This window comes from Novosphingobium cyanobacteriorum, from assembly GCF_029436685.1.
Lineage (GTDB): Bacteria > Pseudomonadota > Alphaproteobacteria > Sphingomonadales > Sphingomonadaceae > Novosphingobium > Novosphingobium cyanobacteriorum.
This window is the reverse complement of sequence record NZ_JAROCY010000018.1, coordinates 67,052-85,231: the sequence shown is the minus strand read 5'-3', so window position 1 is coordinate 85,231 and position 18,180 is coordinate 67,052. Positions and strand designations below refer to the sequence as shown.

General features: G+C 63.0%; 16 protein-coding genes. 2 read left to right on the top strand and 14 right to left on the bottom strand.

Features of this window, described 5'->3' with window-relative positions; genetic code table 11:
- Positions 1–79: 79 nt before the first annotated feature.
- The gene (locus POM99_RS17305; protein ID WP_277279739.1) at positions 80–979 is read right to left on the bottom strand and encodes a cytochrome P450; all 900 of its coding nucleotides are present in this window, start codon (positions 977–979) and stop codon (positions 80–82) included.
- A 353-nt stretch (positions 980–1,332) separates the two neighbouring features.
- Positions 1,333–2,577, bottom strand: a complete 1,245-nt coding sequence (locus POM99_RS17300; RefSeq protein WP_277279738.1) for a cytochrome P450 — start codon at positions 2,575–2,577, stop codon at positions 1,333–1,335.
- A gap of 232 nt (positions 2,578–2,809) precedes the next feature.
- Here POM99_RS17300 and POM99_RS17295 point away from each other — a divergent pair, with 232 nt between their 5' ends.
- Both POM99_RS17295 and POM99_RS17290 read left to right on the top strand, forming a co-directional pair.
- On the top strand, positions 2,810–3,907 hold the full coding sequence (locus tag POM99_RS17295) for an acyl-CoA dehydrogenase family protein (protein ID WP_277279737.1): 1,098 nt from the start codon (positions 2,810–2,812) through the stop codon (positions 3,905–3,907).
- Positions 3,907–5,109 carry an acyl-CoA dehydrogenase family protein gene (locus tag POM99_RS17290; RefSeq protein ID WP_277279736.1) on the top strand — a complete coding sequence of 401 codons (1,203 nt, stop codon included), beginning with the start codon at positions 3,907–3,909 and terminating at the stop codon, positions 5,107–5,109. The genes POM99_RS17295 and POM99_RS17290 overlap by 1 nt, the downstream gene beginning before the upstream one ends.
- An 80-nt stretch (positions 5,110–5,189) precedes the next feature.
- On the opposite strand, the gene POM99_RS17285 is transcribed toward POM99_RS17290, so the two are convergent.
- The 12 genes from POM99_RS17285 to POM99_RS17230 all read right to left on the bottom strand — a co-directional run bounded on the left by POM99_RS17285 (position 5,190) and on the right by POM99_RS17230 (position 18,092).
- Positions 5,190–6,530, bottom strand: a complete 1,341-nt coding sequence (locus POM99_RS17285; RefSeq protein WP_277279735.1) for an aromatic ring-hydroxylating oxygenase subunit alpha — start codon at positions 6,528–6,530, stop codon at positions 5,190–5,192.
- 181 nt (positions 6,531–6,711) lie between these two features.
- Positions 6,712–7,515 carry an enoyl-CoA hydratase/isomerase family protein gene (locus tag POM99_RS17280; protein WP_277279734.1) on the bottom strand — a complete coding sequence of 268 codons (804 nt, stop codon included), beginning with the start codon at positions 7,513–7,515 and terminating at the stop codon, positions 6,712–6,714.
- A gap of 191 nt (positions 7,516–7,706) precedes the next feature.
- A complete protein-coding gene (locus tag POM99_RS17275) occupies positions 7,707–8,459 on the bottom strand; it encodes a nuclear transport factor 2 family protein (protein ID WP_277279733.1) in 753 nt (250 codons plus the stop codon).
- A 27-nt stretch (positions 8,460–8,486) separates the two neighbouring features.
- Complete coding sequence (locus POM99_RS17270; RefSeq protein ID WP_277279732.1) at positions 8,487–8,930, bottom strand: acyl-CoA thioesterase; 444 nt, start codon at positions 8,928–8,930, stop codon at positions 8,487–8,489.
- A gap of 11 nt (positions 8,931–8,941) precedes the next feature.
- Positions 8,942–10,132 (bottom strand): cytochrome P450, encoded by a 1,191-nt coding sequence (locus POM99_RS17265; RefSeq protein WP_277279731.1) that lies wholly within the window; start codon positions 10,130–10,132, stop codon positions 8,942–8,944.
- Positions 10,133–10,248: 116 nt separating this feature from the next.
- The gene (locus tag POM99_RS17260; protein WP_277279730.1) at positions 10,249–11,268 is read right to left on the bottom strand and encodes a zinc-dependent alcohol dehydrogenase family protein; all 1,020 of its coding nucleotides are present in this window, start codon (positions 11,266–11,268) and stop codon (positions 10,249–10,251) included.
- A 56-nt stretch (positions 11,269–11,324) separates the two neighbouring features.
- Positions 11,325–12,230, bottom strand: a complete 906-nt coding sequence (locus tag POM99_RS17255) for an SDR family NAD(P)-dependent oxidoreductase (RefSeq protein ID WP_277279729.1) — start codon at positions 12,228–12,230, stop codon at positions 11,325–11,327.
- Positions 12,230–13,126: an enoyl-CoA hydratase-related protein gene (locus POM99_RS17250; protein ID WP_277279728.1), complete on the bottom strand. Its 897-nt coding sequence runs from the start codon at positions 13,124–13,126 to the stop codon at positions 12,230–12,232. Before POM99_RS17250 ends, POM99_RS17255 begins: the two co-directional genes overlap by 1 nt.
- A gap of 113 nt (positions 13,127–13,239) precedes the next feature.
- Positions 13,240–14,880, bottom strand: coding sequence for an MFS transporter (locus POM99_RS17245; protein ID WP_277279727.1), 1,641 nt, complete (start codon positions 14,878–14,880; stop codon positions 13,240–13,242).
- A 73-nt stretch (positions 14,881–14,953) separates the two neighbouring features.
- On the bottom strand, positions 14,954–15,463 hold the full coding sequence (locus POM99_RS17240) for a nuclear transport factor 2 family protein (protein ID WP_277279726.1): 510 nt from the start codon (positions 15,461–15,463) through the stop codon (positions 14,954–14,956).
- A complete protein-coding gene (locus POM99_RS17235) occupies positions 15,460–16,656 on the bottom strand; it encodes an NADH:flavin oxidoreductase/NADH oxidase (protein ID WP_277279725.1) in 1,197 nt (398 codons plus the stop codon). The genes POM99_RS17240 and POM99_RS17235 overlap by 4 nt, the downstream gene beginning before the upstream one ends.
- Before the next feature lie 209 nt (positions 16,657–16,865).
- Positions 16,866–18,092 (bottom strand): CaiB/BaiF CoA transferase family protein, encoded by a 1,227-nt coding sequence (locus tag POM99_RS17230; protein ID WP_277279724.1) that lies wholly within the window; start codon positions 18,090–18,092, stop codon positions 16,866–16,868.
- Between the last annotated feature and the right edge of the window lie 88 nt (positions 18,093–18,180).

The following is an 18,180-nucleotide window of genomic DNA, read 5'->3' as shown; positions in this document are numbered from 1 at the left end:
AATTGTCGCTCGACGGTTGCTCCTCGCAACAGCAAATGGTAGCCAGAATTCACCAACCGGCGCGGCCACCTATCGGCCATCAAAATTGACGCCGACCGGACACCGTAATCGTCGCGCTACAGCCGTTGACCATGCCGGTCGCCATTTCCGGCGAGGTTCCCGGCTTGATCCGGAAGTCAGGAATGCGGCTGAGCCATTCTCGCAGGAAAATGCGCAACTCACGTCGCGCCAGAATCGCCCCAGGGCAGGCGTGCGGCCCGTTGCCGAAGGCAGCGTGAACCCCGCCGGTGCGCGCAAAGTCAACGGTGAACGGATCGCTGTTCAGCCGATCGTCAAGGCCGACCAGCAGGTTGGGCGGCAACAGGCGGTCCCCCTTCTTGAAGGTCAGGCCCTTGTACTCGAAATCGTGGGTCACCACGCGGGCCGTGTTCGCCATCCCGTGGCGCCGGATCAGTTCTTCGATTGCCGTCTTGAGAAACGCATCGTCATCCAGACGGGCCACGATCTGGCGGCGGTGTTCTTCATGCGTGGCGAGGAACCGCGCGAAGAACGAGAGCATTCCCGCAACGGTATCAAGACCGCCGAACAGGACCAGCGCGGCATAGGAAATTGCATCGGGGAACGAGATCCGTTCACCGGCTATTTCAACGTTCACGATCTGCGAGAGCAGATCATCGCCCTTGGTCTCCCTCCGTTCCGCCACCCATCCCTGCAGGTAGGCACCCATGGCCTGTTGCGCCTTTGCCCGTATCTCGGCAGTCCGCCCGCGCACGGAATCCTCGGCGATCGGCAGAAGAAGTGCCTTGTCCTCCAGCGGGAGATTCACCATCCGCAGAAATACGTGAATCGGGAGGACCTTGGCAAAGTCTTCAACGAATTCGCATTCGCCGCGCGGAACCAGGGCTTCAATGGTGTCGACGGCAACCCGGTGAACGCCATCTTCCAGCTTCGCCACGGCGGCAGGGACCAGCGCCTGCATCAGGGGCCGCCGATAGTGTGCGTGGATCGGAGGATCGAGTTCCAGCGGGATCTGGATCGGGGCATCTTCCGGCATCGGCGGCAGGGTGATGTGCCGATAGGAAAAGCGGTGATGATCCTTCTGCATCACAAGAATATCTTCCGCACGGGTGGCGACCCAATGTCCGCCATTCCGGGGCGTCCAGAAGATGTCCGGTGCCGATCCCTGATATGCGGCATAGGCCGCCTGGATATCCTTGTCCGAGCCTGGAAGGTTGTAGAAATCGAAATCGACAACCGCCTCCGCAGGCACATGAGCAGGGCGTTCAGCCAGCTGCATTTCCATGTGTACCTCTCTCCCGATTACAGCTTTTCTTATGCCGAGCGATCAAACCTGACGTGGATATGGGCCGGCACGCGCATCATGATGCCCCGGATTTCCGGCGCGGGCTTGTCCGGATCGAGGCGCAGGTTGTGCAGGTTGTCCATTACCGCGTGAAGCGCACGAGTCATTTCCACGCGGGCCAGATGCTGCCCTACGCAAATGTGTGGCCCGCGCGAGAACGCATAGTGCGCACGGCGAGTGCGGAAGATGTCGAACTTGTCGGGGTCCGGGTAAATCTCGGCATCGCGGTTGGCGGCGCCGGCCACCACGTCGACATAGGCCCCAGCGGGGATCGTCACCCCGCACAGTTCGGTATCGTTGATCGCGCAGCGCAACTGGGAAACCACAGGCCCATCCCAGCGCAGCGCTTCCTCGATGGCGGCGGGGATAAGCTCGCGATCGTTGCGGATGGCTTCGAATTGGTCAGGGTTCTGTAGCAGCGCCGTGAGCAGGACGCTTGTACCGCGATAAGTGGTATCGCCCGCGGCGTTCATCAGCTGTCGCAGGAACGATACGAGCACCAGTTCAGGCAGATGTTCGCCGTCCACCTCGGTCGTGGCAAGCATGCTGACGAGGTCGTCGCCCGGGTTTGCGCGGCGGGAGTCGATCAGCGACTTGAAGTATTCGCCAAGCTTGACCCCGGCTTCCTGCGCCTTTGCCATGTTCACGTAATCGGTCTGCCCGATGGCCAATCGCTGGAACGTGTGGACGTCGGTTTCAGGCAGGTTGAGTTGGTGATAGATCACCTCGAACGGGTAGCGCTGGGTAAACTCTACAACCAGATCGGCCTCGCCCCGGTTGATGAACTTGTTCATCAGGCCATGCACCACCGGATCGACGATCGTACCGCCCCAAGTGCGGACATATTGCGGCAGGAAGATCTTCTGGAAGATCTTGCGCCAGCGCCCGTGCTCCGGATTGTCGAGCGTGCTGATGCTGCCCATGCCGAATGTGGCGCCCAGCGTCGGGCGATAGCCAGAATTGGAGTACTTCGCCGTATCGGTCAGAACGATTTCGGCTTCCTTGTTGCCAAGCACGGTGAACTTGGGGACGCCGCTGTAGAAGCAGGGATACCCCATGTTCTCGCGATAGGAGCCGGGCAGTACAGCGCCCTTTAACCTCAGAGCATGGATACGCGGATAAGGATCGAGATCATCTCCGAAATTCACCTCGTCCGAAAGGAACGGGTCATAGGTCGGGTCGTCGAATTCCTGGATCTGAAAGGCAGTCGCCATGTTCGCGCATCCTATTATGTAGCGCTCACTATATAACTACTAACCTCGCCCGGTCAATCGTATGTGAGACAGATCGCAGGCTTCGCCACGCTACTATTCCCTTATTGTGCCACAAGTTGGCCAACGGGCGCTTCCGCCGGGCGATGCATCGGTCCTGCGATGGCTGAGGACTCATGCTTGTGGCGGTGCAGCAAAGACCCATTTTCGAACGTGAACATTTTCTGGGGGTCCGATGGACGAGACGATCGATCTTGGCGCACTGCGTGACAGCATACGCGACGTGCTGAACGCGGAATGTCCGCGTGAACTGATCGTGAAACACGCGCAGCATAATGACGGAATGGACCGCGAATTGTGGTCCAAGGCCGTCGAACTGGGCTGGACCATGCTCACGATTCCCGAAGATCACGGCGGGCTTGGGCTTGGCATTGAAGCACTGGCCGTTCTTCACGAGGAACTTGGCCGTGCGGCCGCACCGCTGCCATTTCTCAGCTCGCTGCTGGCCGCAAAGGCGATCTCGGATTCAGCAGATGCGGCGATCTGCGAAGCCTGGCTGCCACGTCTTGCCGCTGGCGCAGTGGCATCGTTATCCCTGCCGATGCCCCTTGGGAGTACAAAGCTTTCGGTAAACTGCGTGGGCGACAGTCTGGTCCTGACCGGCGCTGTGCTCAACTTGCTGGATGGAGCCGACGCCGAGATTCTGGTGTTGCTGGCCAAGGACGAGCATGGCGAGCTTGTGCGTGTGGTCCTTGACGTCACCGCCGACGGGATACAGCCCGCACGGACCACGCTGTGGGACCGCGGCCGCAGCCTTGCGAATCTTGGATTGGACGGGCTGCATATCCCTGCCGAACGCGCGTGGCCGGCAACGGGCGCGCAAGAAACTGCCCTGGCCAACCATGCTGCCATCGCCCTGGCTGCAGACAGTGTCGGTGGACAGGCAGCTGTGCTGGACATGACGATAGACTATCTGAAGACACGCCAGCAATTCGGGCGTCCGATCGGTTCGTTCCAGGCCCTGAAGCATCGTGTTGCAGACCACCGTACCCGGTTTGAGGGCGACATCTGGCTATTGCGCAGCGCGGTAAGCGCCGTGGCGGGCGATATGGACCATCGTGCCACCGAAGCATCAGCGGCAAAGGCGCTTGCAACGGCCAACTACGTCGGCCTCGGTCGCGATGCCATTCAGCTTCACGGTGGCATCGGCTTTACGGCGGAATATCCCATCCACGTCTTCGTCAAACGCGCGCTCCTCAATGAGCAACTGCTTGGCAACCAGGCCGCGCACCTGACCCGCGCTGTCTCCCGGATCGTGGAAGGAGCCGCATGATGACTGCGCCGATTGACAGCCCACTTGCCGCTGCTGGCGATCTTGATGCCTTTCGCCGGGCTCTGAGGGGCTGGCTGCCCAAAGCCATTCCACACGATTGGCAGGAACGCATCCGGCAGGGCGGTGAACCTGCATATGTGGACGTGCAGCGCGAATGGTACAGGGCGCTGGCAGACGCTGGACTGGCCACGGCGCACTGGCCGTCCGCCTGGGGGGGAGCGGACCTTTCGCTCGACGCCCAGATCGTGTTCTATTCGGAGCTGGCCCGTGCAGATGCGCCCATGGCCGTGATGTATGTGGTGGCGCTGTACCATATGCCCGCCACCATGTTCGCCTATGGCACGCCCCAGCAGCGTGACCGCTACCTCGAAGGCGTGCGAACCGGGGGCGTGGTCTGGTGCCAAGGCTTCTCCGAGCCGGGATCGGGGTCTGACCTTGCCAGCCTGAAGACGCGCGCGGAGCGTCGCGGTGACAAGTATATCGTCAACGGCCAGAAGATCTGGTCGTCCGGCGGGCAGAACTCCGATTTCTGCCTCCTGCTGGCGCGGACCGATTCAAGTTCTGCACGCAAGCAGGACGGAATTTCCTATTTCATCTGCGATCTGCGGACCCCGGGAATCACTGTCCGCCCGATTTCCCAACCGACGACGGAATCTGAATTCAACGAGATCTTCTTTGACGATGTCGAGATTCCGGCAGAAAACCTGATCGGCGCAGAAGGTCAGGGTTGGCAGATCGCGCAGACCACCTTGACCACGGAGCGCGGGCTGCTGATCTTCGAATGCGTCGAGCGGTTGGCTCAGGCCTATATCCGCGATGCTGCGGCGGGACAGGACACTTGGTTGGCTGACCCGATCGTCGCGCACGAATTTGCGACCTTCTACCCGCGCATTCGGGGCATTCAGGCAATGGTTGCCCAGCTGCTGTCCGAACTTCGGGATGACCCTCACGGCGGTGGGGTCATGGCAACATACGTGAAGCTCTACTGGGGCCCGCTGCTGCAGGATTACACCCTGTTCCTTACGCGGGCCCAAGGCCTGGCGGCGCAAGTCTTTGTAGAACCGCAGCGCTGCGCCGGGCACAACAGCGGCGATGCCTTCGTCGACTTCATGTGGAGCTATGGCTGGACGATCGCCGGCGGGTCAAACGAGGTGATGCGCAATATCATCTCCGAGCGTTTCCTCGGGCTGCCCAAAGGCTGATCCGGGGCACATCGCAGCTGTTGCATGCAAAAGGGCCGGTCCGCTTGGCGGGCCGGCCCTTCTTGCAACTCAGCACCCGATCAGGGCCGGCGCTGGCCCAGCACGTACTGCTCCAGCGTGCGGTGGAAATTCGTGATTTCCTCCTCTTGCACGGGGTTGGGCCGCGCGTACGAGAAGGCCCGGCTTTTCATGCCCTTCTGCACCAGCTTCATGTTGGCAATGTCCTGATCGACGATCAGGCCGAAGCTCTTGCCGGTGATATCTTCGTGCACTTCGGTTTCCACCTTCGGCTCCTTGCCGGGGCCGTAGCGCTTGAGGGACCAGATGTTGAAGATGCACTTGTCCGGGTTGTCACCATCGGGCCGCGCACGATACCAGACGGCACCGTCGAAATAGGGTAAAGTCACGCAGTTCGGGAACACGTGCCAGTCGGTCCCGGCCTTGAACATGGCCTCGGGCGTGAGGTTCGGGGGATAGCCACAGCCCTCCTCTTCGGCAGCGCGGCGGCCCAGTTCGATCGCCATGCCGAACACGGTCATCGGATCGGCATCGGCCGGAACCTCGTCCATGATCTTCTTGGCCGCCTCGAAATCGCGGTCGGTGAAGATCGCGGCGAAGTCTTCTTCCATCTGGCGGAAGAATTCGATTACCCCGGGCCGGGTGTCCGCAGGGGTTTCCCGCTTCAGCCGCGGTGAAGGGGTGCCCGCTGCCTGGGTCGCCTGCCAATAGCCGAAGTGGGCGTGCTTTCCGTGCGAAGCGCTCTGAGTGTAATCCTCACCCTGAACCGGTAGAAGCTGGGTGTGCGTAGCCGCTACGTGATAGCCTTCCATGAAGGCTTCCAGCGCGACCTTCCAGTTGCACGGCAGATGCAGTTCCAGCGCCCAGCGGAAGCGCATGTTCTCGTACTCGAACGGATCGAGGTAGTCCGGAACCGGGCTCAGGTATTCTTCCAGCGATTCGGATTCCGGGTCCATGTTGATCCACACGAACCCACCCCAGGTCCCGGTCTTCACCCGGTGAAGGTCGATGTTCTCACAGTCGAGCGTGCCGTTCCAGTCTTCCTTGTCCTGCACCACCACGTTCTTGCCTTCGAGATCGAAAGTCCAGTTGTGGTACTGGCAGCGGAAGTTCACGGCATGGCCGCAGCCTTCCATGATCTGGCGGCCGCGATGGGGACAGACGTTGAAAAAGGCGCTGAAACTCTCGCCATTCTTGTCGCGAACGACGATGATGCTTTCATCGGCGACGTCGAACACGATGTAGTCACCGGGATTGGGAATCTGTTCGGCACGGCAGGCGACCTGCCAGACTTTCGGCCAGAGGTTCTGCTTTTCGAGCTGCACGAATTCGGCAGACAGATAGTTATCCCGCGATACGCGTATGACATCCTGGGTGCGGGGCTTGTCCGAAACGGTCGCCATCTTGATCTCCATCTCCACTTTATGCAGTACTTACACCACAGGGGTGTCTGACGCAACTTGCAGCGTCGGTGCACCATGAACATCGGGCAATTGCTTCAGGCCGAAAGAGGCCTTTAATGCCTGTCCCTGAATTGCTGCTCGGTGAATTCAGGACGATTCCCAAGTGCCTAGGCGCCTTCGCTCAGTCCCCGACAAAGCGCGGCTTGCGGCCCTCGCCTCGGGCCTTGCCAGCTTCCTGCCGGTCAACGGTGGTCGAGTTCAGCGCCTGTCCGGCCATCTCCTCGCGCATCATGGTGTTGAAATCGGCTTCGAGCGACCGGCGGTAGTGACGCTTGGCCAAGCCTAGGCTGCGTGTTGGCTGGTCTGCCAGTTTGCGGGCAAGTTCCATCGCAGTATCGAGTTCAGCCCCTGGCTCGACCAGCCGGTTGATCAGGCCCCATTCGCTCAGGGTATCGGCCGTTACGGCATCGCCCAGCAGCGCAATCTCGTTCAGGCGGTGAAAGGGTATGATCCGGGGCAGGAAGAAGGAATCGCCAGCGTGCGGGATCATGGCCTGGCGGACGAAGACATGGGTCCAGCGGCTGCCCTTGGCGGCCACAACCAGATCCGCCAGCAATGCCAGCAGCCAGCCCACCCCGGCTACCGTGCCGTTCACGGCGCTGACCACCGGTTTTTCGACTTCCCAGATTGCCTTGAACATGGCGATGTGCGGCAGGGACGTGAACCGGTAATCCATCTGCGTGCGGGCCGGCGGTTTGGGGACGAGACCGGGCGCGCCGCCAATGCTGAAATCCTTGCCGGTGCTCGTCAGCACGATGGCGCGTACGTCCGGGTTCTGGTTCGCTTCCTCGAAGAACCCGGCATATTCAAGCGCCACATCCTCGCGGATGCCGTTGCGGATCGATGGGCAATCGAGCGTCAGGGTGGCAATCCCGTCCGCAATGGAAATGCGCAGGCCCTCTGTGTTCTCGCTGGCGTCTGCCATGATCTGATCCTGCCTTTCCTGCTTATGCCAATGTTCCGGGGCCAGCTTTAGGTTTCAAGTGCAAGGGCAACAATGGAGGAGAGGGCGCGGGCGCCAAGATCAGATAGACGATCACATCGGCGGCTCCGTGGGGCGTGAGTGGATCAGCCTCGCTGATCTCGCGTGGAGATAAGGCAATGCGATCCACCGCTTCAGGCGTCACGCCGTTTGCTGAACGCGAAGTCCATGGCCACCACACGCCGTTCGCCACGGCGCATCGAATCGATGAAGGCATCGCGCGCAGGTTCGGGCGCAATGGCAGTGTCCGGCGCGTCATCCTTTTCCCAGAATTCGGCCCATGATGGGAAATGGGCATGCCATGACCCGAACCGGTCTGGCGCCCCTGGCCAATGAATGATGCCCGGTTGCGGCCGCTCGAGAACGTCGGCTCCGTAGAGTTCGCTCGGATTGCGCCGACGGAAGTACCAGCGGCCGTTCTCGCGGCGATAAAGGTCAAGATAGTAGAGATAGACCGGCACCCACTGGCCGCCAACCTCATGCTCGCACCGACAATATACGATGCCGTGGGCATTGTCGGGATCATCGAACTCGATCACGTGGCCACCGATGTGATGAACCGATGCCCGGAACGATCGCAGCACGGTCGCGAACGAAGCCTTCAATGCCTCTCGTCCGCTGGAGGATCGCGTAACCTTCACGTCGGCTACGTAAAGATTCACGATCGCGTCGAGGTCGCGCATGTCAACGGCGAGCGCATACTTGGACGCAAGCTGACGGATCGCATCGAGCGACTCCATCCGGTCCAGTCGTTCAGCCAGATTCTCGGTCATGCGCTTACTCCGGCCAAGCCGGGACGGATGATTGGATATCGGCTCAGCTTGTACAAGCGAATCGCGCTTAGGCGGCGGATCAATTGCCTGCGTGATAAAGCTCTGGCTTGTCATCTGCCGCACGGAGCCGGCAGGATTCGATCAAGTCTCCGGAACGAGCAGAGGCGCCAGACCAGCCCGCTGTTCGGGCGTGAGCGAGACCGGCCGGCGTGTCTGCCGATCCACATAGACGTGGACGAAATGCCCGGTCGCCGCCGGGTCGTCATGTCCGGGCCGGAACAGGCCGATCTCATAACGCACGCTCTTGTCGCCCAGCCGCCCCACCCGCAGACGAGCGTCGACCACTTCGGGAAATTCGATCGACTGGTGGAAATCGCAGGCGCTGGCCACGCACAGGCCGATCGACGGCGAAATGCCCATCGCAATGACGCCTGCCTCCACGATATAGACCGTCACGACCTGATCCATCATCGCATAGTAGACGGCATTGTTGACGTGCCCGTAGGCGTCCAGATCCATCCACCGGACCGGGATCGATATGGAATAGCGGTAATCGTCGCGCGTGTCGGTCTTGCGGTCGGTCATGAGGGTCCTGTTCAGTTCCAGGCGGCGGGAAAATGGCGCACGATCCAGAAGTTGATCGCATCGTAATACTGTACCGGCGCGGTCAGCCGCAACTTGGGCAGGCGCTTGATGAAGATCCGCAAGGCAATTCCCGCCTCGAGCCGCGCGGTCCAGGCGCCCGGGCAGAAATGCGGGCCGATGCCGAAGGCGATGTGCCGTTCGCCCTTCCGGTCGAGCCGGAACGTGTCAGGGTCCTTGAAGTACTGCGGATCGCGGTTGGCGCTGAGCACCGAAAACAGCACCCGTGCGCCTTCCGGGATCGTTTCACCGGACATCTGCACCGGGCAGGGCGTGCCCCGGAACATGCCCATGGCGGGCGGCTGCAGGCGTAGCGATTCCTCGATCGCGGCATCGACGAGGTCCGGATCGTCCTTCACCTGTTCCCACAGCTCAGGCTGTTCGAGCAGGCTGTTGAGCGTGTTGAGCATCAGCGCGCCGGTCGTATCCACCCCGCCGACGAAAAAGCCGCGGATGGTCCGGCGCAGTTCGTCGTTGGTAAGGTAGCGTCCCTGGTAGGGGCTGGTCATCAAGACCGAAGTCAGGCTGTCATCCAGCACGGTGCCGACATGTTCGCGGCTCGGCTCGGTTATCCCGGCATCGCGCAGCTTCTGCCGTTTCATTTCGAACTGCTCGTCAAAGAAGGCGTACATCTCGGCGATGACGCGCTGCTGTTCTTCCGGATCGCGGATCATCGCGTCGAGGAAGGAATCTGTCCAGCGGCGGTACATCTCCACCGGTTCTTCCGGAAAACCGATCGCACGGGCAGCCACCTTGGCGGGCACGGGCTTGCCAAACAGCTGCTGGAGATCGCCTGATCCCAGATGCTCGAAGCCGTCGATCACTTCATTCGCGATCCGGGTGCAGTCAGCCGCCCAGCGCTTTACCCCGGCAGGAGACATGTAGGCGTTATAGATGCGCTTGAATTCATTGAACGTCGGCGGATCCTGGTTGAGCGCGATGCCGCGCTCCATCGGCGCCAGCTGGCTGCCCCACTCCTTGGAGAAATGCTGCGTGTTTTCCAGAACTTCCTTCACGTTGTCGAAGCCGGCGGCATAGTAGTATTCGCCGCCCTGCGCAGCTGACACGCCATACTGACGCAGCTGGTGGTGAAAGGACGGACGGTCTGCAAGAGCAGCCGGGCTGTTCGGGTCTACCGTTTGCATCGCTCTCTTTGCCTCCTTGGCCCAGCACCGGCGCAAGGTAGAAAGCCAGCCCGGCGCCGGTGCAACATCTTGCGCACAAACATCGCGACAACGATGCTGCAAAGGAGCGGTTGCCCTCAGTCGACCCGGATCACGACCTTGCCGATCCGCGATGCCGAAGCGAAATAGTGAAACGCCTCGGCAGCTTCGTCAAAGCCGAAGACCCGGTCGATCACCGGCACGATCCGGGCCTGCGTGATGGCGCGGTTCATCTGTTCGAACTGTTCGCGGCTGCCGACCCGGGTGGGGTTGAGGTTGATGCCTCGCCGCATGAACAGCGAGGGCATGTCGCCCATGCTGCGATCCAGCGCGCCGACAAGGCTGATCCGCCCGCATTCGCGCGTGGCCTTGATCGTTTCGGCCCAGCCCGAGGGTCCACCCACGTCCAGCGCGATATCGACGCCCCTGCCGCCGGTGGCATCCAGGATGCCCTGGCTCCACCCTGCCACCGAACTGTCGATGACCACATCGGCGCCCAGTTCGCGCAGCCGGTCCTGCTTTGCCGGGGTCGTGGTGGTGGCGATCACGCGCGCGCCTGCCGCCTTGGCCAGTTGCAGCGCGATGACGGCAACCCCGCCGGTGCCCATGACCATCACGTCGTCGCCGGGCCGCAGGCTGACCTGCCCCTGCAGCGCCGCCCAGGCGGTGACGCCCGCACAGGGCAATGTGGCCGCTTCCTCGAACGAGAGGTGATCTGGAATGATCACGATCTCGCTCTGATGCACCTTGGTGAACTGGGCAAGCAGGCCATCGTTAAGATGGCAGCTGCGCCCGAGCACGTTGAAATCGTCCGGAATGCGGCCAGCAATCCAGGTAGGATGGAACGTCAGGGCGACCCGGTCACCGGGTCTGGCGCGGGTTACCCCCTCGCCCACGGCCACCACTTCGCCGGCGCCATCGCACATCGGGATGTGGTTAGGGGCCATTCCGGTTCCGATCTGAAGCAGGCCTTGGAGCCCGATCAGGTCACGAAAATTGATCGAGGTGGCGCGGATGCGGACAATGACCTGGCCGGCAACCGGGGGCGCCGGATCCGGCTCTTCGCAAAGCGTCAGGCTATCCGGGCCGGTGAACTTGGGAACACGATAGAGTTTCACTTTGCTTCTCCGGGAATGGTCGAAATGGCGCAGAGGCTCCGCATCCGGGTAGGACCTCAGCCGTTCATGGTTGCGCCAAGCTCGCTCAGTATTTCGATTTTCTGCACTGACCGGCCCAGAGGCAACTGGTGGTCGGCCAGACCTGCCTCGACCACACGGCCCACTTCGAACGGATCCAGGCCGGGCATCCATACGCTGGGGGTCGTAATCGCAGGATGGCTCATCAGCGCGACTTCGCCGTCCACCGCCATGAATACCTGGCCGGTAAAGCGCGAGGACAGGTCCGACAGCAGATAGACCGCCAAGGGAGCCACACCTTCGGGCGGCATGCCCTTGTTGGTATCGGGATGAACCACCTGCGCGCTGCGCGTGGCGGCGCGCGGGGAGATGGCATTCACCCGGATGCCATGCGGTGCCATGTCCATCGCCCAATTGTATGTCAGCGAAGCGATCCCGCCCTTGGACGCGCCATAGGCCGCCATCTCGAGCAGGCCCGACTGGGCGCCGGACACCGTGTTGAGGATGGCCCCGCCCGTGCCCTGCGCCTTCATTGCGCGCGCCGCAGCCATTCCCACGAAGGCCGTGCCCATGAGGTTGACTTCGATGGTCCGGCGGAATGTTTCAGGATCTTCGTCGAACGGCGTGGCCATGGTGAACACGGCGGCATTGTTGCACACCGCATCGATCCGGCCGAAAGCCTCGACGCAGCTGTCGATCAGTCCGCAGGCGGCGTCCCACGTCGAAATGTCGCCTGGGTGTGCAACGGCTTTGCCGCCTTCGGCGCAGATCGCCTCGGCAACGGCCCGTGCCACCGCGCCATCAACGCCGTTGACGACCACGCTTGCCCCTTCGCGGGCGGCGAGATGGGCGTAGGCAGCCCCGAGTCCCCGCCCCGAGCCGGTGATCACGATGGCCTTGCCCTCAAGCATCCCGGGGCGTCCCACCGTGCTATTGTCCTGCATCAGGCAATCCTCCCTGCCGCTCTTGCGGTTGAAGTCGGATCGTAGGGCGGCGCCTCCCACCCGACGAACTGCTCTTTGAGCGCTTCCGCGACAGACCCGGAAAACTCGGGTGGTCGCTTCTCCATGAAGGCGCGGGCGCCTTCGCGCGGGTCGCCGCTGCGCTGCATGTAGACCAGTGCCCGGCTTTCATGGCGGTGAGCGACCATCGGATGAGGCGCGGCCATGCCCTGCCAGACCATGTGGCGGGCCAATGATACGGCCAGGGACGAAGTCCCGTCGGCGATGCGGGCCGCCACCGCCAGCGCAGCCTCCATCAGGTTTACAGGGTCCACCACCAAGTCTGTCAGCAGTCCGCTCTCCAGCGCCTCCTGCGCCGGGACCGGGCGCCCTGTCTGAAACCATTCGAGCGCGCGGTTCACGCCCACGATCCGGGGCAGGAACCAGGAAGAGCAGGATTCAGGCGCAATTCCGCGCTTCACATAGGGAAAGATGTAGCGCGTCTCCGGGGTGCCGATGCGATAGTCCATCGGCAGCGTCAATGCCGCGCCCATTCCGGCGGCAATGCCGTTTACCGCGCCGATGACGGGCTTGTGGCAGTCGAACAGCCGCAGCACGATCTCGCCGCCCTTGTCACGAGGCGACAGTTCGCCCGGCGTTGGAGCCTCGGCAGAATCGCTGGAGATGCGGCTGAAGCCGGATGCGAGGTCAGTTCCGGCACAAAAGCCCCTGCCCGTCCCGGTGAAGATCAGGGCGCGGACCGCATCGTCACGGTCAGCCTGATCGATGGCGTCGCGAATGATGCCATGCATCTCATAGGTCAGGGCGTTCAGCTTGTCTGGGCGAGTGAAGGTGACGGCTAGCGCCGAGCCGATCCGTTCCACTGTCGCGTCCGCCATGCCCATCCTCCCGGTGACCTCTCTCGTCACTTGGGGATTGCAGGGGTTAAGCGGCAAATCAAAGGGCTGACTGCTCTCGCGTCAGTTCTGATCGTGAATATGATTGTCCCGGATCAGCCTGACTGCCCATTTATCGGCAGGATTAGGCCAGGGTCCTGGCTCTCCGCGCGCCACCGGACAGAGCCGACCGGCCGCTCCAGCAGGCGCCGGATGCGATCGGCCCGCTGGTCGAGGGTTTCGGCAGCGGCCCGGTCGAGAATCGCCTGTTCCCCGGCGGTCATCCGTTCGCGCTGGCGCAGGTAATCATGCCAGGTCGGGCAGGAGAACCGTTCCATCCAGCATTGCTCGTTGGCGATGTCCCTCGCCAGCGACCACATGAAGGCGCCATTGCGCTGCCGGAAACCCTGCACTTCCAGCATGGCGTCATAGAACTGGCGGGCATTGCCCGGATCGACCAGATACTCCACTTCGATCACGATCGGGCCGCTGCGCCCGGTCAGGCCCAGCCTGACTTCCGGTGTGGCAAGCGGCCTCGTACGTTCGCCGATGTTGGCGGCTTCATGATTGAGTGGCCAGATCCGGCTGGCGGCCACACAGGCCAGCATTGCCACGCCCGAACAGGCGATGGAATTTGCCGTTCCGATCAGCCCTCCGACATGGCCCCATAACCATGCGCCGCTGGCCAAGCCGCCAGCCATGGCTGCCTGAAAGGCAGCGAGCGCGCGCCCGGTGACCCAGCGCGGAGCCTGAGTCTGGATCACGATGTTGAACTGGGTCAGCGGTTGCATCCACAGGACGCCAGCGACAAACAGCACCGGCATCGCCGTCAGCCGTGAACGCGTGAATGACAGCGCGATGATGGCAAGTCCGAGCAGGGCCGTGCTGGCGCCGATGTGCCATTCGCCACGGAGCCGGTCACGCAGATGGGGCATCAGCAGGGCACCGCTGACTGCGCCGAGCCCGAACACGCCCAGCAGCAAGCCGTAGGTTGCCGCCGTGCCGCCGATCAGATCACGCGCGATCAGCGGCATCAGCGATGAAATCGATGCTCCGGCAAGGCCCGTCAGGATGGCACGGATTATGACCGAGCGCGTCGCGCCGGAATGCATGACATAGCGCACGCCAGACACGATCGCCCAGCCGATCCGTTCTGGCGGAAGGCGCGGCACATCGCGTTCCCGGCGCCACAGGAACAGTGCCAGCAGGATGGGCAGGTAACACAGCGCTACCGCGCCAAAGGCGGCGACCGACCCGGCAGTCGCCACGATCAGGCCACCAACCGCCGGGCCAAAGCTGCGCGCGATGTTGTAGCTGACCGAGTTCAGCGCTACTGCCGGCGCGAGGTCTTCGGCCGGCACCTGTTCGCTGACCGAAGCCTGCCACGCCGGACCGAACATCGCATTGGCGGTCCCGCTGAGGAAACACAGCAGCAGAAGCAGTTCAGGCGTCAGCACTCCGGTCAGCGCGACGCCGGTCAGCAGCAGCGAGCTGCACAGGGAGAAGCCCAGCATGCTCATGCTCACCAGCCGCCGGTCGTAGGTATCGGCAATGGCCCCTGCCGCCATCGCGAACAGCATGTATGGTAGCATAAGCGCCGTCTGCACCAGCGCCACCAAGTCGGCGCGCGCGCTGAGGTCGGTCATCGTCCATCCGGCCGCGACGCCATTGATGAGCAGGCCGAAGTTGGACAGCAGGCTGGCCAGCCAGATGCCCCGGAATGCCCGGTGCCGCAGCGGTGCGAACGATGATTTCATGCCAGCCCGACCAGGATCAACGCCAAAACTTCACGCAAACCGGGCGCATAGGTAACAGTCGGGCACTTAGCAATCACGCATTGGCCTCTAGCCCATTGGCCAGCAGGCTCCGGGCCAGTTCCGACCCGTTCAGCAGCCGGTTGACCCGGCGCTCCACGCGCCAGCCGCCATCGCTTGCGCGCACCAGTTCCCAGCGGTTTGCCGCCGCCCGCACCACTGCCCATGTGGTCCCATGGCGCTGGTAGACGCGGGAGTAATTCGTAGCCACCGCCGTGTCCCCTTGCAGGGTGACGACCGGGTGGCTCATCACATGGGCGCAGCCCGGTTCGACGAAGCCAAGGTGCATCGGGTCATCCACGATCGCACCAACCTCATCCGCGCCCCGGAACACGTGATGCTCGGTCTCGTAAGTGCCGTGTGGCGTCCACATCGCGCGCAGGGCAGCCCGCCTCATCCCGTCAACCGCCGGGCCATAGCGCGCGATCAGCTGGCATATGGCGGCGTGGTCCTCCAGTTCGCGGACCCTGGCCTCGAGCGCGGCCAGCCGCGCCAGGACGCCTTCATTCGCCCCCTCTCCGATCACGGTGCGAGCGTTTCATAGCGCGTCATCGGCGTCTCCCCTGCCTCCTTCAACTTGCGCAGCGCTCCGACCCGCTTGTCCAGCCACCAGCCAGATTCCTGCGGCCAGTCGTCGTAGCTTTCCCCGTTCAGCGCGCTGCGGGCATGATGAGGCCAATTGGGATCTTCGAGCAATTCGCGACCGATCGCCACCACGTCTGCATCCCCCGCCTGCAAAACCGCTTCGGCCTGGTGCGGATCAACGATCAGCCCCACGGTCGCGACAAGCCCGCCATCAAGATTCTGCCTCAGCTTGCGGGAATAGGGCGCGTGAAAGGCATAGCCGCGCCTCACGCGAACATCGCTCGATCGGTCGGAGATTGCGCCGCCGGACGAACAGTCGATCAGGTCCACCCCTCGTGCCAGCAGCTCGCGGCAGAACACCAGGCTGTCGTCCTCGGTCCAGCCGCCTTCGATTCCGTCCAGCACGGACAGGCGATAGAAGAGGGCGCAATCGTCCGGGATCGCTGCCCGGATCGCGCTCACCACCTCGAGGGGATAGCGCATCCGGTTCTTCAGGCTGCCGCCATAGGCATCGGTCCGATGGTTCGATATCGGCGAAAGGAACGCGTGCAGGAGGTAGCCATGCGCGCCATGCAGGTCGATGATCCGGAAGCCGGCCTGCGCCGCCCGTCGTGCCGCCGCGGCCCACAGCGCCACGTTCTGCACGATCTCCGCCGCCGTCATTTCCCGTGGCACCGACCAGCCGGACCCGGGCGAAATCGCGCTCGGCCCGATCGTCTCCCACGGCTCCTCGCCCCGCGCCGTGTCAGCCTCGGTCAGTGGCCCCATGCCATCCCACGGCGCCTGCATGGACCCCTTGCGGCCAGCGTGGACCAGCTGGATTCCGGGGATCGACCCCTGCGAGGCGATGAAGGCGGCGATGCGCGTCAGCGGAGCCACCTGCTCGTCCGACCAGAGCCCCAGATCCATGTGGCTCATCCGCCCGATCGGCTCGATCGCGGTCGCCTCGGCAATGACCATGCCCGCCCCACCCATCGCAAAACGGCCGAGCTGGACGAGGTGGAAGTCGCTCGCCCGGCCGCTGTCGTCACTGGCATATTGCTGCATGGGCGAGACCATCACCCGGTTGGGTGCGGTGAAGCCCCGGCATGTCAATGGAGTGAACAGCAAGCTGGCTTGGGCGGATTCAGACACGGACGGCGCTCCCGAAACAGATGCTGCCGGTTTCCCGCCTTGGCCAATCGACTGCAACCCTCCCGGGCACTGATCGGCAGGGCGATGCCTCTTCGCTTGGAGACTTGTCACGGGAGGGGGCATGTCATGGGGGCGCCAGCCGCCCGTGCGGAAGCCATGACGGAAGAGCCTTTCGATCACGTCATCGCGCTTGCCGCCCCACGGACCGCCTAAAGCACTGCAGCATCCTTCAGGGCCGCGATGCGCGCCTCGTCATAGCCGAGCAGGTCCTTCAGCACTGCCTCGTTGTCCTGCCCCAACATCGGTGGAGGGGTTGCCTCGCCGATCGGGGTTCCGGACATGCGGATCGGATTGCGCAGCAGCGGCATGTCGCCGGTCACCGGATGGTGGGCATGGGTCAACATCCCGCGATGCTGAACCTGCGGATTGTCGAACACCATCGACACGTCGTTGACCGCGCTGGCAGGCACGTCAGCCGCCTCGAGTTCGGCGAGCCACTCGTCGGCCGGACGGGTGGCGAACAGCGCATCGAGGATGGCCAGCAATTCGTCGCGGTTCATGATCCGCTTCTGGACCTGGTCGAAGCGAGGGTCTGTTGCGAGTTGCGGCTTGCCCAGCACTTTCATCAGTGCGCCGAACTGCTTGTTGGTGCTGGCAACGATGAAGATCTCACGATCGCTGCACTTGAACGTCTGCGATGGAATCCCGCCGAAGCCGCCATTGCCGCGCCGTTCCGGCACCACCCCGGAAATCAGGTAGTTCTGGACATAGTGCGACAGCGACGCCAGCCCGCAGTCGAGCAAGGCAAGGTCGATGAACTGGCCTTCCCCGGTCAGGTCGCGGTGGCGCAGGGCAGCAAGGATCGCGTTGGAGGCATAGAGCCCGGTCAGGATGTCGACCATGGACACGCCAACCTTCATCGGCCCGCCGCCGGGCACGCCATCGGGCAGGCCCGATACGCTCATCATGCCGCACATCGCCTGGAACACGCCGTCGTATCCCGGCCGCGCAGCAAACGGTCCGTCCTGACCGAACCCCGTGATTGAACAATAGATCAGGCGCGGGTTGATCGCCTTCAGGCTTTCGTAATCAAGGTCATACTTGGCCAGAACCCCGGTGCGGAAGTTCTCGATCAGGACATCGGACTTCGCCACAAGCTCGCGGATCAGGGCGGCGCCTTCCGCCTTGGAGTGATCGACTGTCATGCCGCGCTTGTTGCGATTGCAGCTCAGGTAGAATCCGGCGTCCCTCGTCGGATTTCCGTCCCGGTCATGCAGGAACGGTGGGCCATAGGAGCGGCTGTCGTCGCCAGCGCCGGGCCGTTCGACCTTGATCACCTCGGCACCAAGATCGCCCAGCAACTGCGCGCAGAACGGGGCGGCCAGAATCCGGCTGAGGTCGATGACCCGGATGCCATTCAAGGCTTGTGACGGCATGAACTCCCGCTCCCCGCATATCTCTCTGGCTTTATCCATCACCGCGTTTGGCGCGGCAGGACAACGTCGCAGGGCGGCACATCGTAAC